General features: G+C 67.7%; 28 protein-coding genes. All 28 read right to left on the reverse strand.

Going from position 1 to position 26,236, the window contains the following annotated elements; genetic code table 11:
* Positions 1 to 40: 40 nt before the first annotated feature.
* Positions 41 to 1,183 (reverse strand): flagellar biosynthesis protein FlhB, encoded by a 1,143-nt coding sequence (flhB, locus tag ACK4SG_RS11290; protein ID WP_409601850.1) that lies wholly within the window; start codon positions 1,181 to 1,183, stop codon positions 41 to 43.
* A gap of 4 nt (positions 1,184 to 1,187) precedes the next feature.
* Positions 1,188 to 1,976, reverse strand: a complete 789-nt coding sequence (fliR, locus tag ACK4SG_RS11295) for a flagellar biosynthetic protein FliR (RefSeq protein WP_409601851.1) — start codon at positions 1,974 to 1,976, stop codon at positions 1,188 to 1,190.
* An 11-nt stretch (positions 1,977 to 1,987) separates the two neighbouring features.
* A complete protein-coding gene (locus ACK4SG_RS11300) occupies positions 1,988 to 2,257 on the reverse strand; it encodes a flagellar biosynthetic protein FliQ (RefSeq protein ID WP_409601852.1) in 270 nt (89 codons plus the stop codon).
* Positions 2,258 to 2,270: 13 nt separating this feature from the next.
* Positions 2,271 to 3,086: a flagellar type III secretion system pore protein FliP gene (gene fliP / locus ACK4SG_RS11305; RefSeq protein WP_409601853.1), complete on the reverse strand. Its 816-nt coding sequence runs from the start codon at positions 3,084 to 3,086 to the stop codon at positions 2,271 to 2,273.
* Positions 3,083 to 3,616, reverse strand: coding sequence for a flagellar biosynthetic protein FliO (fliO, locus tag ACK4SG_RS11310; protein WP_409601854.1), 534 nt, complete (start codon positions 3,614 to 3,616; stop codon positions 3,083 to 3,085). The genes fliP and fliO overlap by 4 nt, the downstream gene beginning before the upstream one ends.
* A gap of 4 nt (positions 3,617 to 3,620) precedes the next feature.
* On the reverse strand, positions 3,621 to 3,977 hold the full coding sequence (gene fliN / locus ACK4SG_RS11315; RefSeq protein WP_409601855.1) for a flagellar motor switch protein FliN: 357 nt from the start codon (positions 3,975 to 3,977) through the stop codon (positions 3,621 to 3,623).
* Positions 3,974 to 4,972, reverse strand: coding sequence for a flagellar motor switch protein FliM (gene fliM / locus ACK4SG_RS11320; RefSeq protein ID WP_409601856.1), 999 nt, complete (start codon positions 4,970 to 4,972; stop codon positions 3,974 to 3,976). The genes fliN and fliM overlap by 4 nt, the downstream gene beginning before the upstream one ends.
* Before the next feature lie 9 nt (positions 4,973 to 4,981).
* Positions 4,982 to 5,473, reverse strand: coding sequence for a flagellar basal body-associated protein FliL (gene fliL, locus ACK4SG_RS11325; protein WP_409601857.1), 492 nt, complete (start codon positions 5,471 to 5,473; stop codon positions 4,982 to 4,984).
* A gap of 151 nt (positions 5,474 to 5,624) precedes the next feature.
* A complete protein-coding gene (locus ACK4SG_RS11330; protein ID WP_409601858.1) occupies positions 5,625 to 6,833 on the reverse strand; it encodes a flagellar hook-length control protein FliK in 1,209 nt (402 codons plus the stop codon).
* Positions 6,833 to 7,279, reverse strand: a complete 447-nt coding sequence (fliJ, locus tag ACK4SG_RS11335) for a flagellar export protein FliJ (RefSeq protein WP_409601859.1) — start codon at positions 7,277 to 7,279, stop codon at positions 6,833 to 6,835. Before fliJ ends, ACK4SG_RS11330 begins: the two co-directional genes overlap by 1 nt.
* A complete protein-coding gene (gene fliI, locus ACK4SG_RS11340; protein ID WP_409601860.1) occupies positions 7,276 to 8,655 on the reverse strand; it encodes a flagellar protein export ATPase FliI in 1,380 nt (459 codons plus the stop codon). Before fliI ends, fliJ begins: the two co-directional genes overlap by 4 nt.
* 118 nt (positions 8,656 to 8,773) lie before the next feature.
* On the reverse strand, positions 8,774 to 9,358 hold the full coding sequence (locus tag ACK4SG_RS11345) for a FliH/SctL family protein (RefSeq protein WP_409601861.1): 585 nt from the start codon (positions 9,356 to 9,358) through the stop codon (positions 8,774 to 8,776).
* Positions 9,355 to 10,338, reverse strand: a complete 984-nt coding sequence (gene fliG, locus ACK4SG_RS11350; RefSeq protein WP_409601900.1) for a flagellar motor switch protein FliG — start codon at positions 10,336 to 10,338, stop codon at positions 9,355 to 9,357. Before fliG ends, ACK4SG_RS11345 begins: the two co-directional genes overlap by 4 nt.
* A 7-nt stretch (positions 10,339 to 10,345) precedes the next feature.
* Positions 10,346 to 12,034 (reverse strand): flagellar basal-body MS-ring/collar protein FliF, encoded by a 1,689-nt coding sequence (fliF, locus tag ACK4SG_RS11355; RefSeq protein WP_409601862.1) that lies wholly within the window; start codon positions 12,032 to 12,034, stop codon positions 10,346 to 10,348.
* 58 nt (positions 12,035 to 12,092) lie between these two features.
* A complete protein-coding gene (fliE, locus tag ACK4SG_RS11360; RefSeq protein WP_409601863.1) occupies positions 12,093 to 12,449 on the reverse strand; it encodes a flagellar hook-basal body complex protein FliE in 357 nt (118 codons plus the stop codon).
* 209 nt (positions 12,450 to 12,658) lie between these two features.
* The gene (locus ACK4SG_RS11365; protein ID WP_409601864.1) at positions 12,659 to 14,134 is read right to left on the reverse strand and encodes a sigma-54 dependent transcriptional regulator; all 1,476 of its coding nucleotides are present in this window, start codon (positions 14,132 to 14,134) and stop codon (positions 12,659 to 12,661) included.
* Positions 14,131 to 14,517: a response regulator transcription factor gene (locus tag ACK4SG_RS11370; RefSeq protein WP_409601865.1), complete on the reverse strand. Its 387-nt coding sequence runs from the start codon at positions 14,515 to 14,517 to the stop codon at positions 14,131 to 14,133. Before ACK4SG_RS11370 ends, ACK4SG_RS11365 begins: the two co-directional genes overlap by 4 nt.
* 19 nt (positions 14,518 to 14,536) lie before the next feature.
* Positions 14,537 to 15,940: an RNA polymerase factor sigma-54 gene (gene rpoN, locus ACK4SG_RS11375; RefSeq protein ID WP_409601866.1), complete on the reverse strand. Its 1,404-nt coding sequence runs from the start codon at positions 15,938 to 15,940 to the stop codon at positions 14,537 to 14,539.
* Positions 15,941 to 16,159: 219 nt separating this feature from the next.
* On the reverse strand, positions 16,160 to 16,726 hold the full coding sequence (locus ACK4SG_RS11380; protein ID WP_409601867.1) for a PilZ domain-containing protein: 567 nt from the start codon (positions 16,724 to 16,726) through the stop codon (positions 16,160 to 16,162).
* Positions 16,723 to 17,034, reverse strand: a complete 312-nt coding sequence (locus ACK4SG_RS11385; protein WP_409601868.1) for a hypothetical protein — start codon at positions 17,032 to 17,034, stop codon at positions 16,723 to 16,725. The genes ACK4SG_RS11380 and ACK4SG_RS11385 overlap by 4 nt, the downstream gene beginning before the upstream one ends.
* A complete protein-coding gene (gene fliS / locus ACK4SG_RS11390; RefSeq protein ID WP_409601869.1) occupies positions 17,031 to 17,423 on the reverse strand; it encodes a flagellar export chaperone FliS in 393 nt (130 codons plus the stop codon). The genes ACK4SG_RS11385 and fliS overlap by 4 nt, the downstream gene beginning before the upstream one ends.
* Positions 17,424 to 17,429: 6 nt before the next feature.
* The gene (gene fliD, locus ACK4SG_RS11395; protein WP_409601870.1) at positions 17,430 to 18,770 is read right to left on the reverse strand and encodes a flagellar filament capping protein FliD; all 1,341 of its coding nucleotides are present in this window, start codon (positions 18,768 to 18,770) and stop codon (positions 17,430 to 17,432) included.
* Between the two features lie 107 nt (positions 18,771 to 18,877).
* Positions 18,878 to 19,192, reverse strand: coding sequence for a flagellar protein FlaG (locus ACK4SG_RS11400; RefSeq protein WP_409601871.1), 315 nt, complete (start codon positions 19,190 to 19,192; stop codon positions 18,878 to 18,880).
* 247 nt (positions 19,193 to 19,439) lie between these two features.
* Positions 19,440 to 20,585: a flagellin gene (locus ACK4SG_RS11405; RefSeq protein WP_409601872.1), complete on the reverse strand. Its 1,146-nt coding sequence runs from the start codon at positions 20,583 to 20,585 to the stop codon at positions 19,440 to 19,442.
* Positions 20,586 to 20,986: 401 nt separating this feature from the next.
* Positions 20,987 to 22,207 (reverse strand): flagellar hook-associated protein FlgL, encoded by a 1,221-nt coding sequence (gene flgL / locus ACK4SG_RS11410; protein WP_409601873.1) that lies wholly within the window; start codon positions 22,205 to 22,207, stop codon positions 20,987 to 20,989.
* Positions 22,208 to 22,225: 18 nt separating this feature from the next.
* Entirely contained in the window at positions 22,226 to 24,115 is a 1,890-nt protein-coding gene (gene flgK, locus ACK4SG_RS11415; protein ID WP_409601874.1) for a flagellar hook-associated protein FlgK, read from the reverse strand.
* A gap of 3 nt (positions 24,116 to 24,118) precedes the next feature.
* Positions 24,119 to 25,099, reverse strand: coding sequence for a flagellar assembly peptidoglycan hydrolase FlgJ (gene flgJ, locus ACK4SG_RS11420; protein ID WP_409601875.1), 981 nt, complete (start codon positions 25,097 to 25,099; stop codon positions 24,119 to 24,121).
* 30 nt (positions 25,100 to 25,129) lie between these two features.
* Positions 25,130 to 26,230 carry a flagellar basal body P-ring protein FlgI gene (locus tag ACK4SG_RS11425; protein WP_409601876.1) on the reverse strand — a complete coding sequence of 367 codons (1,101 nt, stop codon included), beginning with the start codon at positions 26,228 to 26,230 and terminating at the stop codon, positions 25,130 to 25,132.
* Positions 26,231 to 26,236: the final 6 nt, after the last annotated feature.

A 26,236-nucleotide genomic window follows, 5' to 3' on the forward strand; every position in this document is an offset into this window, starting at 1 on the left:
AGCGCACCTCTCCGGGAACCGTTGTCGGGTGTGATGGCGCTCATCGCGGCGACTTCCCGTCATCCAGCGACGGATCCACGACGACGGTCGCCAGCCGGGGCATCGGGCCGTGCGACGGGTGCCAGCGGCGCAACTGGAAGACGTAGGACAGGATCTGGGCAACGGCGGCGTAGAGCTGCACGGGGATTTCCTGGTCGAGCTTGGCGTGCCGATACAAGGCGCGTGCCAATGGCGGTGCCTCCACCGTGGCTACCCGGTGGGCGGCGCCGATCTCGCGGATCCGCAGGGCCATCTCGTCCACGCCCAGCGCCACCACTTTCGGTGCCCGCATGCGCCCGGCTTCGTACTTCAGCGCCACGGCGTAATGGGTTGGATTGGTGACAATGACGTCTGCTTCCGGGACGGCTTCCATCATCCGGCGCTGGGCCAGTTGGCGGGCCATCTGGCGGATCCTGCCCTTGACCTCGGGGCTGCCTTCGGTTTCCTTGTATTCGTCGCGCAGCTCCTGCTTGGTCATTTTGAGCTTCTGCATCCAGTTCCAGCGCTGGTAGGGCACGTCGACCGCGGCCAGCAGCCCCATCGCTCCGACCACGGCCGCCAGCACACGCAGCATGAAGGCCATGCCTTCAGAGACCGCTGCCTCCAACGGCATCTGCTGCAGTTGTGGAATCGCCTTCAGTGCATGGTGAACCGCCCAGGCCCCGACGGCCCCGACGATCACCACCCGCAGTACCGAGCGCAGCAGTTCGGCCAGACCTTCCTGACCATAGACCCGGCGTATCCAGGCCATCGGGCTCAGACGTTCGAAGTTGGGCTGCAGCGCCTGACCACTGAAGGCCAGGCCGCCCATCACCAGCGGGGAAATGAAGCAGGCGGCCAGTGCCGCCGCCAGCAGCGGCAGGATAGGCAGCACCGACGTCCCCAGCAGCCATGCGGCATGGGACAGCAGGCGATCCGGATGGCCAACGATGGCGGGATCGAAGGACAGCGCGCGCTGCATCCATCCCAGCGAGGTCCGCGCCACGTAGCCACTGCTGGCCAGCATTGCGATCACGGCGGCGCCCAGTACGGCCACGTTCGCCAGTTCGCGCGAGCGCGGCACGTCACCCCGCTCGCGGGCCTCGCGCAGCCGTTTGGCACTGGGGGCTTCTGTCCTGTCTTCGCGGTCCGCCGCTTCGCTCATCGCCTCAACCCGTTAAGGCGCGGGCAGCCTCGAAGGCCTGCCCAAACAACGCCTGTACGGGTCCAAGCAATTCACGTGCCAGCACCACCAGCAGCGCCAACCCCACCAGCAGCGCCATGGGCATGCCGATCTGGATGGGATTGAACTGCGGGGCGGCGCGGGACAACACGCCCATCACGATATTCACCGCCAGCATCGCCACCGTGACAGGCAGCGAGAGCAGGACTGCGGTGCGCAGGACGGTAGGGAAAAACCCCGGAACGACGCCGAGGAACGCGGAAAAGTCGGCGAACGGTGCACCGATGGGCTGCATCCTGTAGCTGTCCAGCAGCAGTTGCACCAGCGCAAGATGGGCATCAAGCGTGAAGAACACCAGCCCGAATACCAGATAGAACCACAGCGAGAGCACGGACATCTGGCTCTGGTTGGCCGGATCCGCCATCGTCGCGAAGGACAGCGCCATGTCCTGCGAAATGAACTGCCCGGCCAGCGTGCCGGCCTCGAAAGCCAGCCGCAGCACCAGTCCGATGGCGGCGCCCACCGCGAATTCACGCAGGATGTCGAGAACGGTCGCGGCATCCACTGCCGCTGGCGGCGGCACCGGCAGGACGGCCGAGAGGGCGGCCGCCATGGCCAAGGTCAGGATGAGCCGGGCGCGCTGGGGCATGCCGCGGCCACCGACGAAGGGCAGCACCTGCAATGCCGCACCGATGCGGATGGCATGCCACAGCACCGTGCCCAGCAAAGCCAGCAGATCCAAGCCCTGTGCGGTGACGAACGTGACTGTGTCCATCGCGCCGCGGCTCAACCGATCAGGTGCGGGATCTGTCGGAACAGTTCGGTCGTGAACGACACCAGCCGGCCCATCAGGAAATGTCCGGTCAGCGCCAAGGTGACGACCAATGCACCGACCTTGGCCACGAACGCTACCGTGGGCTCGTTGATGGAGGTCGCAGCCTGCAGGATGCCCACCACCACGCCAGTGACCAGCACCGCCAACAGCAGCGGGGCACCCAACAGCAAGGCCAGGTAGAGGCCACTGGCAAGCTGGCTCAGCGCGACTTCGGGACTCATGCGTGGATGGCCCTCAAATCGGATTGAAGCTGGCGGCCAGTGAGCCCACCACCAGCACCCAGCCGTCCACCAGCACGAACAGCAGGATCTTGAACGGCGCCGAGATCAGCATGGGGGAGAGCATCATCATGCCCATCGACATGAGCACGCTGGCCACTACCAGGTCGATGATCACGAACGGGATGTAGATCAGGAAGGCGATTTCGAACGCGGTCTTCAGCTCGCTGGTCAGGAAGGATGCGGCCAGCACGCCGAACGGCACGTCCTGTGGCGTGGCATAGGGGCCCGTGTTGGACATCCCGGCGAACGTCATCAGGTCGTTCTCGCGTACCTGCGCCAGCATGAACGCGCGGAACGGCGCGGAGGCCGCCGTCCAGGCCGCGCGGAAATCGATCTGGTGGTCGAGGTAGGGGGCGACACCGGCCGTCCATGCCTGGTCCAGTACCGGCTGCATCACCATCGCGGTGAGGAACAGCGCCAGCGCCAGCAGCACCTGATTGGACGGCGCCTGGCCGGTGCCCAAGGCCTGCCGCAGCAGGCTCAGCACGATGATGATGCGGGTGAAGGCGGTCACTCCCAGCAACAGTGCCGGCAGCAGGGTGATGCTGGTCATCAGCAGCAGCACCTGCATCGGCATGCTGACAGGTTGGTTGCCGATCTGGCCGACGGTCACCGGCGGCAGGCTGGGCAACGCCGGCGCGGCAGCCGGGGCCGCGGGCGCGGCTTGCTGGACTACCTGCTGGGCCGCTTGCGCCACCGCCGTTCCGGCGAACAGGCACAGCAGCAGGGCGCACAGCAACAGCGTGCGCGGACGGAGCAGGGCGGTCATGCGGGCGTCTTCCCGAAGCGTTGCGCCAGCAGTTGGTGGAACGTTGGCGCCTGTGATGGCGGAGCCTCCGGCAGCGGGGCTTCCAGCGTGTGCAGCAGGCGCGTGCCCGTCGCACCTGTACCCAGCAGCAGTTGCGTTTGGCCGACTTCGACCACGACCAGCCGCTCGCGGGTGCCGAGTGCCAGCGAGGCCACCACGCGCAGGCCGTTGCCACCGCGCATGCCGGCAAGCCCGGGAACACGGCGGGCCAGCCAGGCCAACGCGAAGATCAGGCCCAGCACCAGCGCCAGTGCGAACAGGGTGCCGCCGACCGTGCCGGCGGCGCTCGGGGTATCGGCACGGGCGGGCTGCATGACCACGGCGGTCGTTTTCGCCGAGCGCGCCAGGAATCCGCTTGCCGCTTGTGCCGGTGCGCCCGTGGTGGAGGTGGCCACGGCGTCGAGCCTGCCTGCAGGAGCGGCGGCAGGCGTTCCCGCTGCCGCGGCAGCGGGCTGTTCACGATTGGATGCCGGTTGCACGGTATCAGCCATGAGGTCAGCGCAGGCGCTTGATGCGTTCGCTGGGACTGACCACGTCGGTCAGGCGCACGCCGAAGCGGTCATTCACCACCACCACCTCGCCCTGGGCGATCAGGGTGTCGTTGACATAGACATCCAGCGGTTCGCCTGCGGCACGTTCCAGCTCCACTACCGAACCCTGGTTGAGCTGCAGCAGGTTGCGGATGGGGATGCGGGTATGCCCCACCACCAGCGACAGGGTCACCGGCACGTCGAGGATGACGTCGAGGTTGATGTCGGTCTTCGGGCCACTGCCGGCGTTCGGGTCGGTGGCCGTACCCGCGGTGAGTGCCTCGAAGGCGGCAAGCTGGGCGGCTTCGTCGGTGGATGTCATGGCGTCGGTACCGGATTCTGGGGGGAGCGGGGAGTATGGATTGCGGTGATCTTCACCGCGTTCTTGCCGTTGTGGACGCCGAATTCACCGGTGAACAGCGGCAGGTGCTCGACGTGCACGGGGATCTCGGGCTTGAGGTCGATCGGGATCACGTCACCGACCTTGAGCTTGCTGAGCTCGCGCAGGCTGATCTGGCGGGTGGCCAGGGTGCTCTTGATCTCGACCGCCACGTCCTGCAGTTGCCCGTGCAGCGCATTGGTCCAGTTTTCGTCCTTTTCGACGCGGTCGCTCTGCACGCCGGTATCCAGCTGCTCCCGGATCGGCTCCAGCATCGACCACGGCATCGCCAGATGCAGTTCGCCGCCGCCGCCCTCCAGCTCGACGTGGAAGCGGCAGACCACGATGTACTCGCGCGGGCTGATGATGTTGGCGAAGTGCGGGTTGACCTCGGAATTCATGTATTCGAATTCGAGGTGCATCACCGGCGCCCAGGCCTCGGTGAAATCGGCGAAGGTCTGCTTGAGGAGCAGCTGGATGACCCGCATTTCGGTCGGCGTGAACTCGCGCCCCTCGATGCGGGTGTGGTACTTGCCGTTGCCACCGAAAAAATTGTCCACCACGGTGAAGACCAGGCGCGGCTCGAACATCACGATGCCTGTTCCGCGCAGCGGCTTCATCTTCACCAGGTTGATGTTGGTGGGCACTTGCAGCGAATGCATGTACTCGCCAAAGCGGATCATGTCGATACCGCGCACCGACAGGTCAGCCGAGCGCCGCAGCAGGTTGAACAGGCCGATGCGCCAGCTGCGCGCGAAACGCTCGTTGATCATCTCCAGGGTCGGCAGGCGGCCCCGGATGATCCGCTCCTGACTGGAGAAATCATACGGCCGTGCCTCGCCGGGCGCCGGTGGCGGCTCGACGTCGACCGCCCCCGAATCCACGCCATGCAGGAGAGCGTCGATTTCGTCCTGGCTGAGCAGGTCGGTGCTCATCACTGGCGTCCGTTACTGGATCACGATGCTGGTGAACAGGAGCGCATCCACCTGGTTGGCCGCATGCTGGGCCTTCAGGGTCTTCTTGACCTCCGCCAGGGCCTGCGCCTGCAACTGCTCCTTGCCGTTGCGACCCGTCAGCGCCGCCGAGGTCTGCTGGCCGAACAGCAGCAGCAGCCGGTTGCGGATGATCGGGGCGTGCAGGGCAATCGCCGCCGCAGTTTCGGCATCGCGCGTCTGCAGCTGCACGTCGGCCTGCAGGTACTTGGCGCCGCCATCATCGGCGAGATTGACCACGAACGCAGGCTCCAGCGCGATGTACTGCGGTGGCGCCAGCGGCTTGGCGGCCGGGGGATGGGACGGCTTGAGGAGAAAGAAGGCCGCGCCAGCACCGCCACCCACCGCGATCAGCAGGACGATGATGATCAGCAGAAGTTTTTTGGACTTCTGGGGCGGCTCGGTGTTGCCGGCGTTGGCGGCGGGTTTTGCGGGAGCTGCAGCCACGGTGGGATCCATCCTTGAACGGGTCTGGCACCATAATGCAAAGCTCGTGCCGGATTGCAATGCCTGGTTGCGTCAAGCGCCAGTCACGAGGGCCGCGGATGGTTGCCATGGAATGCCACTGAGGCCGGCCAGCGCAATCCGCCGGGACATCTCAGGCATAGAGATCGACCAACCTGCGGCTGCGACGGAAATTCGGCGGCATCGGCGATCCTGCTTCATGCGGCAGGGTCAAACCCTCCGGCTGCTCCTGGCCCTGCCGGCTGTCTCCAGGCTGCCGCTGCCCACTCTGCCCCTGGCCCACGCCCGCATGCGACAACTGCAGGCCCTGCTGGCCCAGCATGTCACGCAAGCGGGGGAGGCTGGCTTCCAGCGCCTGCCGGACCTCGGGCTGGCTGCTGTGGAACTCTGCCCGGACGTTGTTGCCATCCATCTGCAAACGGATGTCGATGATGCCCAGATGCTCCGGGACCACGCGGATCTCGGCCTGCCCGATGCGCTGCCCGGCCAGCCAGGCGACATGCTGGCCGAACGGCTCGTCATAACCCTGGGCCGGATCCGCGGGCTGGTGCAACACCGGGACCGGGCCGGCAGCAGATTGCGGTGCGGCGGTGACGTGCACCTGCACTACGCCCAGTCCCAGCATCGCCTGCATGGGGGACGCGGCGGAAACGGCGGGCGTATCGCCATCCACCTGGAAGGCCGGCGCCATGTCCGCCGCAAGCGCGGCCAACTGAGACGCTGGCTGGCCTGATGCGTGCACGGATGCGGTCGCAGCAGGCTCCGTCCCCGGAGCCGCCGAACGCATGGCCGCCAACAAGCCGTCCGGCATTGCCGCCGATGCTTTGACGTCCACGGCCTGCGGCTGCGTGGCAGCGATCGGGGCAGACGCCTCTTGGCCATTCAGCGCGGCATCCTGCGGCAGGCCCGGCATTGGCAGTCCCGCCAGCGCGGGCATGCCCGCCGTCACGGGTGCGGGAGACGACGCGGCGCCCTCCGCCGATTCGGCCGCCGTTGGACCCGTGGCCGCTGGTGCAGGCACCGCGGTCGCCGGAATGGGCATCTGGGCCAGGATCAGCTGCAGCGGATCCGCTTCGACAGGCGCATCGTCCAAGCGACGGGCAAGGGTCGCGCGGGACGAAACGGGTTGCGCGGGATCAAGCCCAGCTGCACTTCCCGGCGCATCACCCAGCAACAGGTCGAACAGGCGTGCAGCATCCGTCGGGGCCTCGGTGCCATCGGCATTCTTCGGCTGCGCCGCGACCGCTCCGGTTGTCCTGGCCGCTCCGTTGGCGGGCGCAGCCGCCGTTGCGACAGCGGGCGTCGACGCCTGTTGAAGGGGAAGCGGAGTGGTCTCGGCCATCACAATTCGCCTCCGTCCTGCGCGCCGCGGGCCCGACGAGCCCCCAGGTCATCCAATTCACGCTGTTCGCGGCGCCCGGCGACCCGCAGCTCTTCGGCGCGGTAGCTGGCAGCCAGCTGTTCCAGCACCTTGTTGTCCCGGCTGGCCAGCATCAGCCGGGCCCGTTCCACCTCGCAGCTCTGGCGTGAGGAATCCACCACCTGCGCCTGCTGCTGCAGGGCGCTGTCCAGTTTCGCCCGGAATGCGACGTGGTTGGCCAGCATCGCCGGCGCCAGCGTGCCGCCGCTCGGAGCGACGCGGTAGGCCTCGGCATACTCCTTGAGCATGTCGAAACGCTGCTGTTGCTCGGCCAGCACCCTGTCGCGTTCGGCGAGTTGCCTGGCCAACGCGTCCTGGCGTTGCTGGGTGACGCGAAGCAGCGGATCGAGGCGTTGCGAGCGGGTCATGGGGTGATCTCCGGTATCCCGTCGAGCAGGCGGGCGAGGGCATTGCGGCTGGCTTCGACGTCGGCGGATTCGGCGACATCCTGACCAAGGAACTGCAGGATCTGCGGCCACAGCGCCAGTGCGTCGTCGACCAGTGGATCGTTGCCGCGCTGGTAGGCGCCGATGGCGATAAGGTCGCGTTGGGCGTTGTAGGCGGCCATCAGCTGCTTGAGCCGGCGGATGCGGGCGCGCCAGGCCGGGTCGGTGATGTCCTGCATCACGCGGCTGACCGAGACTTCCACGTCGATCGCCGGGTACAGGCCGGCGTCGGCAATGCGGCGGGTCAGCACGATATGGCCATCGAGGATGGCGCGGGCAGCATCGGCGATGGGTTCCTGCTGGTCGTCGCCTTCGGTCAGCACGGTGTAGAACGCAGTGATCGAACCGCGCCCGTCGGCACCGTTACCAGCACGTTCGACCAGGGCCGGCAGGCGGGCGAATACCGAGGGCGGGTAGCCGCGCGTGGTCGGCGGCTCGCCCACGGACAGGCCGATCTCGCGTTGGGCATGAGCGAAGCGGGTCAGGGAATCCATCAGCAGCAGGACATGCAAACCCTGGTCCCGGAACCATTCGGCGATGGCGGTGGCGCGCAGGGCGCCGTGCAGACGCGCCAGCGGCGGCCGGTCGGCCGGGGCGGCCACCACCACGGCACGCCGCAGCCCCTCCGGGCCCAGCGTGCTTTCGACGAAATCGCGCACTTCGCGGCCACGTTCGCCGATCAGGCCGACCACGATGACGTCGGCCGCGGTGTAGCGGGTCATCATGCCGAGCAGCGTCGATTTACCGACGCCGGAGCCGGCAAACAGGCCAACGCGCTGGCCGCGTCCGATCGGCAGCAGGGCATTGATGGCGCGGACGCCAACATCCAGTGGGCGGGTGATCGGTTCGCGCATCAGCGGATTGATCTGGACACCGGCAAGGGCGACGAAATCCTCGGGGCGCAGGGGCGGGCGACCATCCAACGGCACGCCGTCGCTGTCGATCACGCGGCCCAGCAGGCCTTCGCCTACCGCCACTTCGCCCCGGCTGGAGCCGGTGATGACGCGTGCGTTGGGCAGCAGGCCGGACAGATCGGAGGTCGGCATCAGGAAGGTGCGGTCGCCGGCGAAGCCAACCACCTCGGCATCGACCCAGCGTCCGCCGCTGCTTTCGACGCTGCAGCGGGCGCCGAGCGGCGCTTCGCAGCCGGTGGCTTCCAGGGTCAGGCCGACGGCGCGGCGCAACACGCCTTCGCGCACCATTCCCTGGGCATGGATACGGGTGGGGTCCATGCCACGCAGGCGCATCGCCAGCCGCAGGCTACGCGCTTCGTCCCACTGTGCGGCGGCAATGCTCATCGGCTTGCTCCCGCGTTGCCGGATGCCGTGATCCCTGTGGAACCGCGAAGCCGGTCACGGTTCATAGCGCCTATCCAGCGCCATTTTTTTCCAAAGTGCAAGCGGCAGCAGGCCGTCATCATGCGCCGTCTCCCGCCACCAGGCGCTGCAGGGTCGCATTCAGGCGGGCCGACAGGCTGCCATCGATGCGGACGCTGTCGGCGTGCAGGCGCAGATCACCGCGGGCGAGGGTGGCATCGGCGCTCAGGCGCACCCCGGCAGGCATTGCCAGCTGCGGGGCAAGCAGGGCGAGATCGTCCGGATGCAGGCGCAACTCCACTTGGCGCTGGTCACTGCCCGCGATCTCCAGGGCTTCGTGCACCAGTGCCTGCAGCAGGGCAGGATCGGTGGCGTATTCGCGGCGGAGCAGAGCGCCGGCAATCCGCACGGCAAGATCACCCAGGGCATCGCCTACCTCCGCATCCAGCCGCGCCAGCGGCCGGGTGAAGGCATCCAGGATGCCTTCCATCTGGGCGGCGATGCGGCGGACCTCCGCTTGTCCGGCCGCTATGCCCTCGGCGTGGCCGCGGGCATAGCCTTCGGCATGCGCGGCCTCTTCGATGGCCTGCAGCTCTTCCACGCTGGGCATGTGGCGCTCGGGCTCCTGCACCACCGGCGCCGGTGGTGCCAGCTCGGGCGCAGCCCAGCGCACCGCACTGCTCATACAAAGACCTCGGCCTTCGCCGCCAGTTGGATGGTGCCGTCATCGGCCATCTTGCGCACGATCGCCAGGATTTCCTTCTGCGCGCCTTCGACCTCGGCCAGACGGACCGGGCCGCGTGCCTCCATGTCCTCGACCAGCATCTCCGCGGCACGCTGCGACATGTTGGAGGTGATCTTCTCGCGGACTTTGGCATCGGCCCCGCGCAGCGCCAGCGCCAGCTTGTCGGCGGGGACCTCGCGCAACACGGCCTGCATGGCGCGATCATCGATCTCGGCAAGGTTGTCGAACACGAACATGTGGTCGCGCAGGGTCGCGGTCAGCGGCTCGTCGATCTGGGCGATTGCGGTGAGGATGGCTTCGTCCTGCCCGCTGTCCATGAAATTGAGGATGTTGGCGGCCACCTTCACGCCGCCGATTGTGGAGGACTTGAGGTTCTGGTTGCCGGCGAACTGCTTGGCCATCACGTCGTTCAACTCGTTGAGCGCGTGCGGCGGAATACCGTCGAGGGTAGCGATGCGCAGCAGCACGTCGGCACGAGTGCGCTCGGGCAGGTATTTCAGCGCCTCGGCTGCCTGGTCCGGGTCCAGATGCGAGAGTACGATCGCGATGATCTGCGGGTGTTCGTTGCGCACCAGATCGGCAATGGCGCGCGGCTCCATCCACTTCAGCGTATCCAGCCCGGTGGTATTGCGGCCCAGCAGGATGCGGTCGATCAGGCTGCTGGCGCGCTCCTCGCCCAACGCCTGCACCAGCACGCTGCGCACATACTCGTCAGCACCGCTGCCGATATTGGGTTGTTCCAGCGTATCGACGAAATCGTCGATCACCTTTTCCACCTCCTGCCGGGAGACCCCACCGACCGAGGTCATGGCCACGCCCAGCTTCTGCACTTCCTTGGCGCCCATGTGCTTGAGCACCTCGGCGGCCTGCTGCTCGCCCAGCGACAGCAGGATGACGGCAGCCCGCTGGACGCCGGTCAGCGTGGACTCACTCATCGGCATTCACCAGGTCGCGCACTACTGCCGCGACGCGCTTGGAATCCGCGGCGACGGCATCGCGCGCCACCTGCACCTTGGCGTCGAAATCACGACGCTTGGCCATCCGCTCCTGGGTCAGCGCGGGAGCCGCGACGCCATCCTCATGGTCGACCATCTGGGTGATCTCCACGTCATGCGTGTCCTGCATATCCTGCGTGTCCTGCCGGATCAGTACTTTGGGCGTGGTCAGCGCCCGGAACGCGGGGCGCAGCACGAACCACACCACCGCCAGCACCGCCAGCCCGCCCAGCAGGGTGCGCAGCAGCTCGCGGGCTTTCGGATTTTCCCATAGCGGCAGCGGCTCCGGCGCCACCTCGGGCTGGCGCGCAAACGGCGAGTTCACCACGGTGACCACATCGCCGCGCTGGGTGTCATAGCCGATGGCCTGCTGCACCAGCGCCTGGATGCGCTGGAGCTCCTGCGCGGTCAGGGCGCGGGTGGTGGGCTTGCCGTCCTTGCCGGGCGCCCCGGGGATGTTGTCCACCAGCACGGCCGCGGTCACCCGCTGGATGCGGCCCGGGGCCTGCCGGGTGTGGGTGAGGGTGCGGTCGATTTCGTAGTTGCGCACCGAGCTGCGCGAACCATTGCCGGTGGCGGTCTGCGCTGTGGCGTTGGTGGCCGGGGCAGCGCCATTCGCATTCGGTGCCGCAGCGGCATTGGCCGGCGCAGCCGCGGCTGCTGGCGTGTTGCTGGCACTTCCGGGCACGCCCTGCGGCGGCGAGGCTGCGGCCAGATTGCCGCTTTCCGAGAGCTGCTCGCTGCGGACGATGGCCGGATCGGGGCCGTACTTCTCGCTGGCCTGCTCGGTCTGGCTGAAATCCATGTCCACGCTGACTTCGGCGCGCACCCGGCCGGGGCCGGTCATCGGCTCCAGCAGCTCCTGGATGCGGCGGACGAACACGGTTTCCTGGCGACGCTGGCGTTCGAACTGCTGGGCACTGATGGCAGCGTCGCTGTCGGGATCGGGGTTGGACAGCAGGCGGCCGAACTGGTCGACCACGGTGACATTGCTGGCCGGCAGGCCCGGAATGGAGGAGGACACCAGATGGACGATGGCATCCACCTGGCCTTGCTCCAGGGCAGCACCGCTCTGCAGCTGCAGAACCACCGAGGCGCTGGCTGGATCCTTCTGGCGGGTAAAGGCAGACGGCTTGGGCAAGGCAAGATGGACGCGGGCCTCGCGCACCGGGCGCAGGTTGGTGATGGTCCGCGCCAGCTCGGTTTCCAGTGCATGCTGGTAGCGCGCGGTTTCCACGAACTGGCTGGTACCGAAGCCCTGGTCGCCTTCCATGACCGCAAAGCCCCGGTCATCGGCGGCACCGATGCCCCCCGATGCCAGCGCCAGGCGCGCCTCGCCCATACGGTCTTCGGGCACCGACAGCGCACCGGTCGCCGGATCGATCCTGAACGGCACCTGCGCGTTGCGCAGGACGTCACGGGCCTCGCTGGCGGTCTTGGCGTCCAGCCCGGAGAGCGGCACATAGCCAGGTTTCTGGGTCCAGAAGAACAGCCACAGGCCCAGACCGATGGCCGCAGCCGTCACGCCCAGCGTCAACAACTGCCGGACCAGCGGGATGTCCTGCAGGCGTCCCAGGTTCTTCAGGCCGTCGGCGGTCTTGGGGAGTGCGATGGCGCTCATGGCAGGCGGGCGTCGTTATTAGAGGAAATGGGGGCGATCAGCAGGGCGGGAAAGGGCATCAGACCGGCATGTTCATCACGTCCTGGTAAGCCTGGACAAGACGATTGCGGACTTCCACGGCGGCTTTGAACGCGACCTGGGACTGCTGCATGGCCACCATCACGCGGGCCAGATCCGCCCGTGGGTCGCCGAGTTCGAACGCTTGCTGCAGGGCGCCGGCCTCGTTCTGGGCCTTGCTGACACCATCAATGGCGTTGGAGAGGGTTTTCTGGAAATCCGAGGTGGCGGGACGGGCAACGTCGATCGCATTGGACGGCAGGGCATCGCCAAGGCCGCCCGGAGCGCCCAGTGCACCCTGGGCCCGCGACTCGTGGGCGCGGATCTGGGACAGGATCGAGCTGATGGCGTCGGTCATGCGTGCGGCGGGACAAGGAAGGCCTGCCGCTGACCGTGCAAAACGCATGCCGGCGCAATGTCAAAAAGGCGCCATCGGGCCGGGAGTGCCGCAGGCCAGCGTCAGGTCACCGCTGGCGGCAAGAACTCAACATCAATAAATTCAGCAACATGGAAATCAAATATCAGGTGAAACCTGATATTTCATCCTGCAGGTCGGACTGACCGGCTTCAGACGTCGTGCTGCCCGTCTTCCACAGTTGCTTCGCTCCCGCGCCCGATCCCGTATTTCCGCAGCTTTTCCAGCAGCGTGGTGCGGCGCAGCCCCAGCAGCGGGGCAGCATGGGCCACCACGCCATTGCTTTGCTGCAGAGCCTGCCGGATCAGCTCGTTCTCGATCTCGGCGATGTGCTGGCGCAGATCCAATCCGCCCGCAGGCAGCGAGACCAGCGGGGAGAGCGTGGTCGGATCCGGGGGCGGCACCGCGGCAGGTTGCAGCGGCGGCAGGTCGTCCTCGGGGGGGGGCGCCGTCTTGGCCAGCAGGTCGTCCGGGATCGCCGCCCGGTAGCGCGCCGGCAGATCACCGATGCCAACCCGGCCATCGGGATGCAGCACCGCCAGCCGCTCCAGCAGGTTGGCCAGCTCGCGGACGTTGCCCGGCCAGTCGTAGTGCTGCAGCGCAGCAATCGCGTCCTCCGTCAGCGATACTCGGCCACGGCCTGCTTCGGCCAACTGGCGGGTGATCGCGGCCACCAGATCGGGGAGGTCGTCGCTGCGCTCGCGCAGGGCGGGCATCTCGATGGGGAAGACATTGAGGCGGTAGAACAGGTCCTCGCGGAACTTGCCTTCGGCGATATGGGCCTCGAGATTGCGGTGGGTCGCCGCCACCACCCGCACGTTGCAGGGGATCGGGGGGCCGCCGCCAACCCGTTCGAACACCCGCTCCTGCAGCACGCGCAGCAGCTTGACCTGCATCGCCATCGGCATGTCGCCGATCTCGTCCAGCAGCAGGGTGCCGCCTTCGGCCATCTCGAAACGGCCCTTGCGCTGGGTCAGCGCGCCGGTGAACGCGCCCTTTTCGTGGCCGAACAGCTCGCTTTCCAGCAGATCCGGCGGGATCGCGCCGCAGTTGATCGCGACGAACGGCTTGTCCTTGCGCGGCGAACGCGCGTGGATGGCGCGGGCGGCCACCTCCTTGCCGGTACCGGATTCGCCGAGGATGAGCACGGTGGTGTCGAACCGGGCCACCTGGTCGATCATCCGGTTCAGCCGCAGCACGGCGGTGCTGCGGCCGGTCGGCCCGACCTGCGGAATCTCGCGGCGGGCATCGTCGTCCATGCGCTTGATACTGGCCCGGCGCAGCACATCCTGCAGCTGGTTGCGGCGCACCGGGTAGTCCAGCGACCAGATCATTTCCGGGTGCAGGTGCTTGCGCCAGCCGGCGTCCTCGGCCTGGTCGGGCAGGGCGATCACCGGCGGATGCAGGGGCTGCGCCGACAGCCAGGCCGTGAAGCGCTCCCAGGCGGCGACATCCCCCACGTCGCCCGCGATGATGGCCACCCAATCGGTGGCGCGGGCGCGCTCGGGGTGGATATCGGCGGCATCGGTGACGATGCGCGGAGTGAAATCCATGAAATCGAGCAGCGTCGCCAACCGCTCGGTGCGCGCGTCATCGGCATCGACCACCAGGATGCGGGATTCGCTCATGCGTCGGTCCCGCCCCCCGCCAGGTGTTCCAGCAGCGGCAGCACTTCCTGCATGTAGTTGAGCTTGCTGACGAAGGCATCGCCGCCGGCGCGCTGGGCGTGTTCGCGGTGCTCGTTGTCGTCGAAATGGCTGACGATGGCGACGAACGGCGGCGCGTCCTGCGCCTTGATCAGGCGCGTGGCCTGCAGCCCGCCCATCTCCGGCATGGCCAGGTCCATCAGCACCACGTCCGGCCGCAGGGCCTCGGAACGGGCCACGGCCTCGATGCCGTTGGCGGCGGTGCCGGCGATCTCGATCCAGGGATGCTTGCGCATATGCCGGATCACCGCATTGATGAAGCCCTCGTGGTCATCCACGAGCAGCAGCCTGATCGTCTTCAACATCTCCTTCCCCTGCAGAGGCTCACCCCAACCGCACCACCGGTGCCGGAGCGCGCTCGCGGCGACGCACCCGTGCGGGTGCGATGCACAGCTGCTCACGATACTTGGCCACGGTGCGCCGCGCCACGCGGATGCCCTGGCGGGCCAGCATGGCGGCGATCACCTCGTCGGCAAGCGGCGCATGCGCCGGCTCTGCCTCGATCAGCCGGCGCACCATGGCCTTGATGGCGGCACCGGACACCTCGGCCCCCTCCAGGCGCACCGCGAACAGCCGTTTGAGTTCGAGGGTGCCGCGCGGGGTCTGGATGTATTTCCCGGTAGTGATCCGCGACACCGTGGATTCGTGCACGCCGATTTCCTCCGCCACCTCTTTCAGAGTCAGCGGCGCGATGGCCTCTTCGCCCTGCTCCAGGAACGCCTGCTGGCGGGCCACCAGCACCCGCGCGGTCTTCAACAGGGTCTCGTTGCGGATGCCCAGGCTGCGCAGCAGCCAGCGGGCCTCTTCCAGCAGGCTGCGCATGCCTTCGTGGCCGGAGGCCTGTTCGGCATAGGCGCACAGGCGCAGGCGCGGCGCACTGCGGCCGTTCAGCCGCACCTGCCAGCCGCCGTCGGCCCGCCAGGTGATGACATCGGGGACGATGAAGGCAGGCTCCGGCTCGGGCGGCTGCTCCACCGGATGCGGCTGCAGCGAGAGCACCAGCGAGACCGCCGCCTCGACATCGACCGGCGCCGCCTGCAGGCGCGCCGCCAGCGCGGCAAGGTCGTGGCGGGCCAGCAGGTCGAGATGGGCATCCACCAGCCGTAAGGCCAACGCCCGCGCCGGATGGTCGGGCAGGGCCTGCAGCTGCGCCAGCAGGCATTCGCGCGGATCGGCGGCGGCCATGCCGGGCCACTCGCCTTCCAGAAGCAGGTGTTGGCGCACGCCCAGCAGCTCGTCCGCCCCCACCCCGGGCAAGGCCTCGGCAAGTTCGCGACTACCACGGGCGACAAGCGCACCGGGCTCGGCTTCCAGATAGCCACGATCGTCGCAGGCATCCAGCCACCAGGCGGCGATGGCCAATTCGCGTGGCCCGCAGCGCAGCTGCAGCTGCTGCAGCAGGCGCTGGCGCGGGTCACTGGATTCGCCGGCGGCGATGCGGGCGGTAGGGTCGTCGTCCGGATCGCCCGCGTAACTGCCGCCGGACAGGAACATCGGCTCGGGAAGTTCATCCCAGGCGGCCGCCTCCTGGGCGGCGGCCTCGGCATCTGTCGAGGCCGGCGCGTCGTCGTCTTCGGGTTCCTGTTCCAGCAGGGGATTGCGCTCCAGGACTTGCAGCAGCTCCTGTTCCAGCTGGAGCGAGGTGACCTGCAGCAGGCGGATGGACTGCAGCAGCTGCGGGGTCAGCGTCATCGACTGCCCCATCTTCGCTTGCAAGCTAGCCTTCATCCTCGGCCCCCGTGGTCCTGCCCGAATCGCCCATCCGCTGTCCTGAGCCCGCCCCTGCCTCACACACCGCGCACCGCGCCGTGCTTCCAGTGTAAGTCGAAACAAGCGCGATAAGCAGGCGGTGGGGCACGCAAAGTCGGAAATCCGACGCTCCAGGATCGATACAGATCTCCTCCTGATCCGCCGGGCCACGCTTCGGAAGCCGGGATGGAGGGGGGATCAACCCACTTCGCGCGCAGCCCGGCGTCCCGCAACGGCCCGACGATGCTGGCGGAACAAGTGGCGCTCCAGCGCGGAACGGGTGGCGTCGGGGAGGGGCTCGAATGCCAGCCATGCCAGCTTACCGGCCGCGGCATCGGCAGCCGTCTCGATCACCCGGGCCGGCAGCGTCAAGGGCTCCGGGAGCCAAGTCGCGGCTTGGACACGGAACAGGCCGGTCTGGCCAGCCTCCACCGATGCAGCCACGGGCAGGCAAGCCCCCTGGGCGGACCAGCGCACCGGGAGGGGAGGATCGTGCGTGGCGTTCGCACCAAGCCCGCCAACCAGGGTCAGCAGGAGATCAAGCTTGGCCTCGATGCGGCGCAGCGCAAGCCCCTGGGCGCCTTCTTCCTCTTCGTTGCGGCTGTCCTCGATGATCGCGATCGCGGAGAGGTGGATCTCCGCCCGTGCGCACAGGGCATCCCATGCCATCGGATCGACCGGCTGCGGAAGAAACGCCGCGCGCAGGGTGTCCTCGCAGGCCAGGGCGTCGCCGAACAGCGTCGCCTCGGCGTGCGCGGTGCTCATCCCTGCGCCTGCAGATAGGCGCTGGCGCCGCGTTGGTGGCGCTGCAACTGCTGGATCAGCCCGGCAACATGGTCGCGTCGCTGGCCCAGCTCCGCCAGCATGGCCTGTTGCGCCTCCAGCAGATTCAACCACGCCTGGTGCTGGCGGGGATCCAGCAGGACGGCCTCCTCGGGCGTCAGGAATTGGCGGACGGCGCGATCATGGGCGTCCACCAGTGCCGCCGCTACGTCCAGTTCCGCCTGGCCCAGCGCTTCGCGCAGGGCCTCGACGGGCAGGGTGGGGGGCATGCCGGCGGTGTAATCGGTCACTTGGTGCGCTCCGGGTCGATGTCGCGCCAGGCCCCTTCAATGTCAGCGATCAACCCGTCCACTTCCTGCACCGCTGCGACATCATTGTTCAGATTGGCCTCCACCAGGCGCCGCTGGGAATAGTCGTAAAGAGCCGCAAGCCCGTCGGCGATATCACCACCGGCCGAGTGGTCGAGGGAGCCATCGAGTTCGGCAATGATCCTGCTGGCCTCGCTGAGGGCCTGCCCCTTGCGCGGAAGGTCGCCGATTTCGATGCAGGCAGCGGCCAACCGCAGACGCTCGCGAATGCCGGCCAGCATCAAGCTCACCAACCGGTGCGGGTTGGCGTCCAGCACTGCGCTGCTGATGGCGGTCTGTCGATACTGCTGGGCGGAGGAACGTGCGTTCATGGGGGATCAGCCGGTTTTAAGGGAGCCCAACTGCTGGGCGATGTAACTGGAGGTGCTTTGCATCTGCGCCATCATCGCGTCCAGGGCGGTGAACTGGCGCCGGTAGGCGGTTTCAAGGCGTTCCATGCGCGCATCAAGGTCGGCGCGCTGCCGGGTCACGGACTTCATCCGCGCGTCCAGGCTCTTGCTGCGATCTGCAAGCAGCCCCTGGTCGCCAACCACGTTGTGCAGGATCTCGCGAACGCTCTTGCCGAACTCCGCGTTGTCACCCAGCAGGTTCTTGACGGCCAGCGGGTTGGCGGCAATCGCGGTATCGAACTTGCTGCCGTCGAGGCTGAGCGAGCCATCGACGGCGGTCTTCAGGCCCAGTGCACTGAGGTCGGCATAGCTCCCACCAACCGCATTGCGCAGCTGCTGCATGATCGCGCGGGGCGCGGCGTCGCCACTCAACGGCCCCGCGACCTTGCCTTCACCACCTGGCGCGCTCTGGGTGCGCAAGGCGCCCAGCGCCGTGTTGTAGGCGCTGATGAAGCCCAGCATCGAGGCTTTCAGTGTGCTGGCGTCAGATTCCACGGACAGGGTGAACGCCTCACCCGGTTTGGCCTTGGTCAGGTTGAGGGTGACGCCATCGATGAGGTCGGTCAGGCTGTTGCCGGAATACGTCCGGGTGATGCCGTCAACGCTGACCTCTGCATTCTGGGCTGGCGTGATCTGGGTCATCGTGCCACCGGTTGTCGCCAGCACGGACAAGCCACCGTCACCCCCACTGGCGGTAATGGTCAGCGCACCGCCTGTTCCCAGCTTGCTGGACCCAAGCACCAGCACATCGCCCGCATCGCCACGTACCAGGGTGGCGGTCACGCCCTTGCCTGCGGCCTGCGTGTTGATGGCGTCACGGATATCGGCCAACGTGCCTTTGCCGGAATCAATGACCACATCGAACGCATCGCCCGTGCCAACCTGCAGGGTCAGGGTGCCGTAGCCGATCTGGGTTGTGCTGGCTGCCGCCGCCGACTGCAGCTTCTGTGCCGTGGCCAGCTTCTCGACGATGATGGAATAGCTGCCCAGCGAGGCCGTGGCGCCTGCGGTGGCGGTGAACCCGGCTGTATCCGGCACCGTGGCCTTGCGGCCGGGCAGACTGCCGTCGCCGTTCAACTTGTTCAGCGTGCTTTCCAGGCCGGACAGCGCCGCCTTGATGGAGCCGAATGCCGAAATTTGCGCCTTGGTGGTGGACTCCAGTGCATTCAGCCGGTTGTCCGTGGGGGCGCGCTCGGCTGCCACCAGTTGGCTGACCAACTCGGTGACATTCAGGCCCGAACCGATACCCGCGCTGGTGATGGTGGCCATGGTGCGTTCTCCGGGGCGTTGGCATGCGCAGCGCCGCTTTTCCCAAGGGGGTTAACGGCATTCGGGGCAGCGGCTTGAGCCGCGCCAAAGGGTTGACCTTGCTCGGTTCAGGCTTCCTGGTCAAGCAGGCCGCTGCCGGTTGCCGCCAAGCGCCTGGCCACGGCCAGGGCTGCTTCGTCGGGAATCTGCAGGATGGTCTCGCCGGTATCGGCATCGACCACCGACACCACGATCCGGCGTGCCTCTTCGTCAACACGGAACCGCAGGTTGGTCTGGACGCGGGAATCTGCCAGTGCTTTCTCGATCTGCTGCTGCAGTTCGCCGGCGGTGGGTTTGCCCCGCAGCTGCGCCTGGGCGGCCTGCCCGGCTGCCTGTGCGTCGCGTGCCTGCTGCGGGGTATCCGCAGGCAGGGGGGGCTGCACAAGCGGCAATACCCCGGCGCCGGAAGGCGTCGGGGGGGAGTAAGCACTGCCAGGCAGAGCGTTGATGGGCGCGATGCTGGACATGACGTCTCATCGGGGAATCGGAGATGATCTCCGAGGGGTAAGCGGGTGAACCTGCTTTTTCTGGTACAGCAGCCTCATGCCAGGGTGTGTTCCGAAACGGGACCTGCCGAAGTATCCCGGCCCAACAACCCGGCGCGGCCGGTCAGGCCGCGCCGGTCAGGCGTCAGCGCAGCAGGCTCAGGACGCTCTGCGGGGCCTGGTTGGCCTGGGCCAGCATGGCGGTACCGGCCTGGGTCAGGATCTGCGTGCGGGTCAGCTCCGCGGTTTCCTTGGCGAAGTCGGTGTCGCGGATGCGGCTGCGCGAGGCACTGAGGTTCTCCGAGGTGGTGTTCAGGTTGGTCACCACCGAGCTGAAGCGGTTCTGGATAGCACCAAGGTCGGCACGCGCGCCGTTGATCGACGTCAGGGCGGCATCGGACACATCAATGGCCATCTGAGCATTGGCAAACGAGCTGACGTTGACGTTGCCGATGCCAGTCGTGGTGGAGCTGGTGAAAGTGGACCCGCCATCGAATCCAGTCACCGCAACAGCAGCGTTGGCGCCAGCGACAGTGACAGCCGCCTTGGACGACAAGGTCAGCTGGCCAGAAACCTGATCATAGGACGCGCCGACTCCGGTTTGTGCGGAAATCCGGTTGATGGCTTCGGCCAGCTGACCGGCACGTTCCTGCGCGCTGCCAGCTGCAGCGATCGCACCCACATCCTTACCATTGATCGTCAGGTCACCGGCTGCAATCGCGGTGGCAAAACCGGTCAGGGCAGAAACACCCACACTGCTCGTCTGACGGGTAACTGCGCCGCCCAAGGCGGAGGTCTGCGTATTGAGGATGCTTGAGATAGTGATGGTTTCACCCGAGTTGGCACCGACCTGGAATGCTACGCCGCTGAAGGAGCCATCCAGAAGTTTGGTGCCGTTGAAGGTGGTCTGTTCGGCCACGCGCTGGATTTCAGACTGCAGCTGCGCCACTTCTTTCTGCAGGGCGTCCCGATCGGACTGCGAATTGGTGCCGTTGGAAGCCTGCACCGCCAGTTCGCGGATGCGCTGCACGTTGTTGCCCACCTCGGCCAGCGCGCCTTCGGCGGTCTGCGCCAGCGAGATGCCGTCGTTGGCGTTGCGTGCCGCCTGGTTCAGGCCGCGGATCTGGGTGGTGAAGCGCTCGGAAATCGCCAGGCCGGCGGCGTCGTCCTTGGCGCTATTGATGCGCAGGCCCGAGGACAGACGCTGGATCGTCGTGCCCAGGCTGGCGCTGTTGGTCGCGAGGTTGCGCTGGGCATTCAGCGACATCACGTTGGTGTTGATCATGGACATTGCGTAGTCTCCATTGAAAGGCGATGCCGACGGGGGTCAGGGCTTAGCCGGTTGGGGTTCCGCAGGGGGCTTGCCGATCTGGTGCGGCCCTGTCCTCTGCACCCCCGGTAACGGCGACCCGGCACGCGGCTTTAGGGCAAATGTCCGTTTTGCGAAGCAGTTCGCAGAAATCAGATTTTTTTCGTGGAAGGGCTAAAGTTTCCAGAAGTGCCATTCGCAAGCCGCGGCAGCTTGCCCGGTGCCGCCCGGACGAGATCACCCGCCCGCACGGCCATGCCCCACGGTGTGGGCCTTGGCCAAGGCGGGTGCCGCGGGTGTGCGGATACTGTGCGCGGACAGCATGCGCGGCCAAGTCTGCGCGGGGCCGCGCCCGGCCGCAGGTGGTGGCCGTTGCGGCGCCTTCAGAGCTTGCTAAAGAGCGTCATGCCCTGCGTCTGCAGCATGGTCTTCTGCGCTGCTTCCAGCGCGACCATCTGCAGGTTGAGGCGGCTGATCGCCTCGGCATAGTCGGTTTCGCGGATGCTGGAAATCGACTCGGCAAGGGTCACGCTTTGCAGGCTGCGGCCTTCGTTGGCGGTGTCGATATCGTTCATACGTGCGCCCACCGTGGCGCGCATGGCCATCATGTGGGTCTGCGCGGTGGTGAGGTCAGCGATCGTACTGCTGAAGGCATTGACACGACGGGCGTTGTCCGACGGCGCGGTTCCCGGCTGCAGCAGCGCATCGGCGAACCTCTGCAGGGTGGTGAAGACATCCTGGTTGGGCGCCGTCTCGATGGTGAATGTGTCGCCCGCCGCAGGTTGGCCCGTGACCTTGAAGACCACGCCCAACCCTGACGATGGCGGCGGCACCGCATCCCCGCTGCTCCATGTCCCGGCGACGGGTGGCACCAGCGGGTTGCCAGCGCCATCGACGATCTCGTAGGCATTCGGTGCGGTGAACCGCAAAGTCAGGGTGTCGCCGTTCCAGGTCGTGCCATCGGTGGCCTGGGCGACCTGCAGGATGCCAGCGCCGGTGTTGCCGGCACCCGCGCTGCCGCGGGCATAGCCGTCGCCGGTACGCACGCGCAGGAACACCTGGCTGCCGGGGTCACCGTCCTCGATCGCGACATCCGGCGCAACCTCGACGCTGTTGCGTCCATCATCGCCGTTGTAGATCACGCCACCGGCGTTGTCGGTGAACGGCACCACGCCGTCGCGGGTGCCGGCGAACAGGCGGCGGCCATTGCCATCATCCCGGTTGGCGATGTCCAGCAGGTTCTTCCGCAATTGCACCACTTCGGCTGCGATTGCCTTGCGGTCATCGGCCGTCAGCACGCCGCTGTTGGCCTGGATGGCCAGTTCGCGGGCGCGGGTCAGGCTGTCGTTGGCATCGGCCAGGGCGTTTTCCTGCATGCGCAGGCGATGGTCCACGCGCTGCGCATTGCTGTCGTACTGGGCCAACGCCGCCTTGAGGTGGTCAAGACGTTGGGCCGTCGCCATGCCGACCGGGTCGTCCTTGGCCTGCGTCAACTTGACCCCACTGGAGAGCTGCTGCTGGGTCTTGGCCATCTCGGCCTGGCGGGTCAGCAGGCTGGAGAGTCCCTGCTGGTACAGGCTTTGGGTGGACAGACGCAAGGTCATGGGGCCTCCTTCACGACATCAGCGGCGCACCGCGCCAAGCAGCGACTGGAACATGGTATCGGCAGTGGCGATCACCTGTGCGGCCGCCTGGTAGGCCTGCTGGAAGCGCAGCATGTTGGCGGCTTCCTCGTCCAGGTTGACGCCGGAAACGGATTCACGCTCCGCCAACACCTGCTCGTCGATGGCTTGCTGCGCATCCAGATTCAGTTGGGCGTGGCGCGCGTCGCCGCCGACGCGGGCGGTCAATTGGGACAGGGCGGCGGTGACATCGGTGCGGCCACCGTCCAACACCGCCTGGCCGTCCACGGCGGCCAGGCGCCGCGCATTGGCATTGTCGGAGGAGCGCGGGCCCGTCCGCCCCAGGGTGATGTCATCGCCGGCAGCCGGGGTGCCGGACAGCACCAGCGACCAGCCTGGACCGGTAATGGCAGCGCCGGGGGTGTAGGCGACAGGCGGGCCGCCATCGACCGTGTAGGTGCTGGCATCGATGAAGCTGATGGTGGCGCTGGTGAACCCGGCGAACAGCGCTGCATTGGTCACGCTGGCGGTACCGCCGCTGACGCTGCCGATATTGCCGGCATCCAGGCCCACCGTCATTGGGGAGGCCGCTGCGATCTGCTCGGGAGCGGTCAGTGCCAACTGCATTCCGGCCGAGGCGCCGGCCGTGGGTTGCAGCAGGAAGCGGTCACCGGCCGCGGCGGTGCCGGACAGCACCAATGCAATGCCATCCACCACGAACGGATCCGCACCGGTGCCGGTGCCGGTCATCGTGACGGCCTGTCCCGTATCGGCGCGCGATGCGCTCCAACTGGCGCCATCGAAGCGCAGGACCAGGTTGTTGCCGGTCAGCGCGCCCACATCCGCCACTTGCGTGGTGAAGCTGGCCGTCGATGCCGGAGCGTTCCCGGCGTGGGGGAATACCTGCGGATCGGGCAGGGTGAAAAAGTCGGCACCCGGATGACCGGCATAGTCCACGCCGTCGCGCTGCAACGCATTGAACGTCTGGGCAAACGCGATGGCCAGGCGGCCCAGTTCGGCGCGCGCCGGATCGAGGATAGTGGTGCGGAACTCCAGCAACCCGCCGATCGCCCCGGACACCGACCCCAACGGCAGTGGCACCGACCCGGCCGGGGTCTGCAGGGCCAGTACGCCCCGGTTGGCCTGGTATGGATCCGCGGCCACCGACAGTTGCATCGCCTTGGCGCCCAGCACCATCGGCTGGCCGCCGGGTGTGAAGACGTTGAGCGCGCCATCGTCCTGGCGGACCGTCTCCGCGCCGACCAGCGCGGCCAGCTGGCCGATGCGCAGCTCACGCTGGTCCAGCAGGTCGGGGGAAGCATCGACGCCTGCCGCGATGATGTCCCGGTTGAGGTTGGCGATTTCCGCGGCCAGCTGGTTGGCCGAGGCGATGTTGTCCTTGAGGCTGGATTCGACGTCATTGCCCAGCTGCACCAGATTGCCGTCCAGCTGGCGCCAGCGTGCCGCCAGTTGCCCGCCCGTGGTGAGCATCTGGCTGCGCGCCGCGGTGGATGTCGGGTCGGCCACCACGCCCTTGGCGGCACTGAAGAAGCTCGACCAGGCGTTGGAAAGCCCGGTGGTGGTGCCGGAAATCAGCTTGTCGACCCGGGATGCCATGCCTGACAACTGGGTCAGGCGCCCCATCTCGCCGGCGCTGTCCAGCTGGCGCGCGTACACCAACCCGTCGGCCAACCGGCGCAGGCTGGAGACGTCAACGCCTTGGCCCACGCTGATGTTAGACGACTGCCCAGGCCGCGCCTGGAGCTCGACCCGCTGCCGGCTGTAACCCGGCGTGGCCACGTTGGCCACATTGTGGCCCACCGTGGCCATGGCCCGCTGGAATGCCAGCAGGGCGGAAGCGCCGGTGCCGAGTACGCCGCCGGTCGTCATCGCTTAACCCTCCAGCCCGGCCAAGGCCCGGCGCATCGTGGCGCCATCGGCAATCGCCACGATCTTGGCCGCGTAGGCGGGATCGGTAGCGTAGCCGGCGCGCTGCAGCGCCTTGGCGAAATGGTGTACGTCGCCGCCGGCCCCGCGGGCCTCGGCGTAGCGGGGGTGCTGCAGGAGCCGGGTGTAGTCGGCGAAGCTTTCGGCGGGGCTGCCGTAGCTGCGGAAGGCGGCGCGGGCGCTGACGCGCTGTCCGTCCACGTACTCGTGGGTGGTTGCGTCCACTTTGCCGCCGCGCCAGCTGCCGCCGGCCTTGATGCCGAACAGGTTGTGCGAGGTCACGCTGCCTTCGCGGCCGGCCAGACGACGCCCCCAGCCGGTTTCCAGCGCCGCCTGCGCCACCAGGGCCTTGGCCGGCACGCCCAGCTCCTGTGCGGCCTTGCGCGCGTGGGGCCAGACCGAGCGGGCGAAGGCTTCCGGGCTGCTGCAGTCCAGTGGGGCGTTTTCGTCGCAGGTCGGGTTGGCAGCAGCAGCCAGCGGCGGACGGGGCAGCGTCACCGCCTGCAGGGACGTGCCGCTGCTGGCGGGTGTCAGTGCCAGCGCGCCACCTTGCAGGCCGGCCGGGAGCGGCAAGCCCGAGGGTGTGTCCGCGGCGGGCAGCGCCATAGGCGCGGCGGCGGGACGCAAGGGCAGGGGACCCGACGACGTCTGTCCGGATCCGGCGGCAAGGCCCCCGAGCTGGCGCACGATCATCGGCTGCAGGCCAAGGCCTCGGCCCTTGGTCAACTCCTGCGCCAAGGCCTGGTCGTACATCTCGCGATAAGTGGTGTCGCCGCCGAAGGGATCCCCGGGCGACGCGCTGCGCATGCTCTTAATGAGCATCTGCGCGAACTGGCTTTCCAGACCGCGCGCGGCTTCCTCCACCCGGGCGCGTGTGGGCGTCTCGGGGCGTTGCAGGGGAAAGGCGGTGGCGGTGGGCAGGCGCATATCAGGATGAATGCAAAGGGCATGCCATGGTCAGATGACCTCGAGCTCGGCGCGCAGTGCGCCGGCCTGCTTGAGGGCTTCCAGGATGGCCACGATGTCGCCCGGGGCGGCGCCGACGGCGTTGACGGCCCGCACGATCTCTTCCAACGAGGTGCCGCCGCGGAACAGCACCATGTGGTTTCCCTCGGCCGTCGCACTGACCGACGACTGCGGCGCGACCACAGTGTTGCCACCGCCGAAGGCGCCGGGCTGGCTGACCTGGGTGGATTCGGTGATGGTCACCGTCAGCGACCCGTGCGCCACGGCGGCCGGCAGCACGCTGACCTGGCCCCCCATGACCACGGTGCCGGAGCGCGCGTTGACAATGACCTTGGCCGCGGCCGTGCCCGGATCCACGTCCAGCGCCTCCAGCGCAGCCAGGAAACCGATGCGGTCGCCCGGCGGCGGCGCGATCTCGATGGTCACGCCGTCCAGCGCATGCGCGCGGCCCGGGCCAAACGTCCGATCCACCGCCGACACGATACGGGCAGCGGTCGTGAAATCGGCTTCGTGCAGATTCAGCACCACCTTGTCGCCGACGTTGGAAGCGGGCGCAGCGCGCTCGACGATGGCACCGGACGGGATGCGGCCACCGTTGGGGGCATTCACCGAAATGCGCGACCCGTCACGCCCGGAGGCACCGAACCCGCTGACCACCAGGTTGCCCTGGGCGATGGCGTAGACCTCGCCGTCGGCGCCCTTGAGCTGGGTCATCAGCAGGCTGCCGCCGCGCAGGGAGCCGGCGTTGCCGATCGACGACACGGTGACATCGATGGGCTGGCCCGGCTTGGCGAATGCCGGCAGTTCCGCATGCACCGCCACCGCCGCCACGTTCTTCAGCTGCGGGTTCACGCCGGGCGGAATGGCCACGCCCAGCTGGTCCAGCATGGCCTTGAGGCTCTGCACGGTGAACGGGGTCTGGCTGGTACGGTCGCCGCTGCCATCCAGGCCCACCACCAGGCCATAGCCGATCAAGGGATTGCCGCGGACGCCGGCGACCTGCGCCAGATCCTTGACGCGCTCGGCCTGCGCGGGGGGCGTCAGCAGCAGCGTGCCGAGCAGGGCGATGACAGGAACCAGGAAGCGTTTCATCGCGGG

The organism is Thermomonas sp. (assembly GCF_046293095.1).
Lineage (GTDB): Bacteria > Pseudomonadota > Gammaproteobacteria > Xanthomonadales > Xanthomonadaceae > Thermomonas.

Excerpts from the sequence above, each read along its gene's own strand:
- flhB (WP_409601850.1), bottom strand. The coding sequence starts at position 1,183 with ATGAGCGAAGCGGCGGACCGCGAAGACAGGACAGAAGCCCCCAGTGCC.
- fliR (WP_409601851.1), bottom strand. The coding sequence starts at position 1,976 with ATGGACACAGTCACGTTCGTCACCGCACAGGGCTTGGATCTGCTGGCT.
- ACK4SG_RS11300 (WP_409601852.1), bottom strand. The coding sequence starts at position 2,257 with ATGAGTCCCGAAGTCGCGCTGAGCCAGCTTGCCAGTGGCCTCTACCTG.
- fliP (WP_409601853.1), bottom strand. The coding sequence starts at position 3,086 with ATGACCGCCCTGCTCCGTCCGCGCACGCTGTTGCTGTGCGCCCTGCTG.
- fliO (WP_409601854.1), bottom strand. The coding sequence starts at position 3,616 with ATGGCTGATACCGTGCAACCGGCATCCAATCGTGAACAGCCCGCTGCC.
- fliN (WP_409601855.1), bottom strand. The coding sequence starts at position 3,977 with ATGACATCCACCGACGAAGCCGCCCAGCTTGCCGCCTTCGAGGCACTC.
- ACK4SG_RS11330 (WP_409601858.1), bottom strand. The coding sequence starts at position 6,833 with ATGGCCGAGACCACTCCGCTTCCCCTTCAACAGGCGTCGACGCCCGCT.
- fliJ (WP_409601859.1), bottom strand. The coding sequence starts at position 7,279 with ATGACCCGCTCGCAACGCCTCGATCCGCTGCTTCGCGTCACCCAGCAA.
- fliI (WP_409601860.1), bottom strand. The coding sequence starts at position 8,655 with ATGAGCATTGCCGCCGCACAGTGGGACGAAGCGCGTAGCCTGCGGCTG.
- ACK4SG_RS11345 (WP_409601861.1), bottom strand. The coding sequence starts at position 9,358 with ATGAGCAGTGCGGTGCGCTGGGCTGCGCCCGAGCTGGCACCACCGGCG.
- fliF (WP_409601862.1), bottom strand. The coding sequence starts at position 12,034 with ATGAGCGCCATCGCACTCCCCAAGACCGCCGACGGCCTGAAGAACCTG.
- fliE (WP_409601863.1), bottom strand. The coding sequence starts at position 12,449 with ATGACCGACGCCATCAGCTCGATCCTGTCCCAGATCCGCGCCCACGAG.
- ACK4SG_RS11365 (WP_409601864.1), bottom strand. The coding sequence starts at position 14,134 with ATGAGCGAATCCCGCATCCTGGTGGTCGATGCCGATGACGCGCGCACC.
- ACK4SG_RS11370 (WP_409601865.1), bottom strand. The coding sequence starts at position 14,517 with ATGTTGAAGACGATCAGGCTGCTGCTCGTGGATGACCACGAGGGCTTC.
- rpoN (WP_409601866.1), bottom strand. The coding sequence starts at position 15,940 with ATGAAGGCTAGCTTGCAAGCGAAGATGGGGCAGTCGATGACGCTGACC.
- ACK4SG_RS11380 (WP_409601867.1), bottom strand. The coding sequence starts at position 16,726 with ATGAGCACCGCGCACGCCGAGGCGACGCTGTTCGGCGACGCCCTGGCC.
- fliS (WP_409601869.1), bottom strand. The coding sequence starts at position 17,423 with ATGAACGCACGTTCCTCCGCCCAGCAGTATCGACAGACCGCCATCAGC.
- fliD (WP_409601870.1), bottom strand. The coding sequence starts at position 18,770 with ATGGCCACCATCACCAGCGCGGGTATCGGTTCGGGCCTGAATGTCACC.
- ACK4SG_RS11405 (WP_409601872.1), bottom strand. The coding sequence starts at position 20,585 with ATGTCCATGATCAACACCAACGTGATGTCGCTGAATGCCCAGCGCAAC.
- flgL (WP_409601873.1), bottom strand. The coding sequence starts at position 22,207 with ATGACCTTGCGTCTGTCCACCCAAAGCCTGTACCAGCAGGGACTCTCC.
- flgK (WP_409601874.1), bottom strand. The coding sequence starts at position 24,115 with ATGACGACCGGCGGCGTACTCGGCACCGGCGCTTCCGCCCTGCTGGCA.
- flgJ (WP_409601875.1), bottom strand. The coding sequence starts at position 25,099 with ATGCGCCTGCCCACCGCCACCGCCTTTCCCCTGCAACGCCCCGAGACG.
- ACK4SG_RS11425 (WP_409601876.1), bottom strand. The coding sequence starts at position 26,230 with ATGAAACGCTTCCTGGTTCCTGTCATCGCCCTGCTCGGCACGCTGCTG.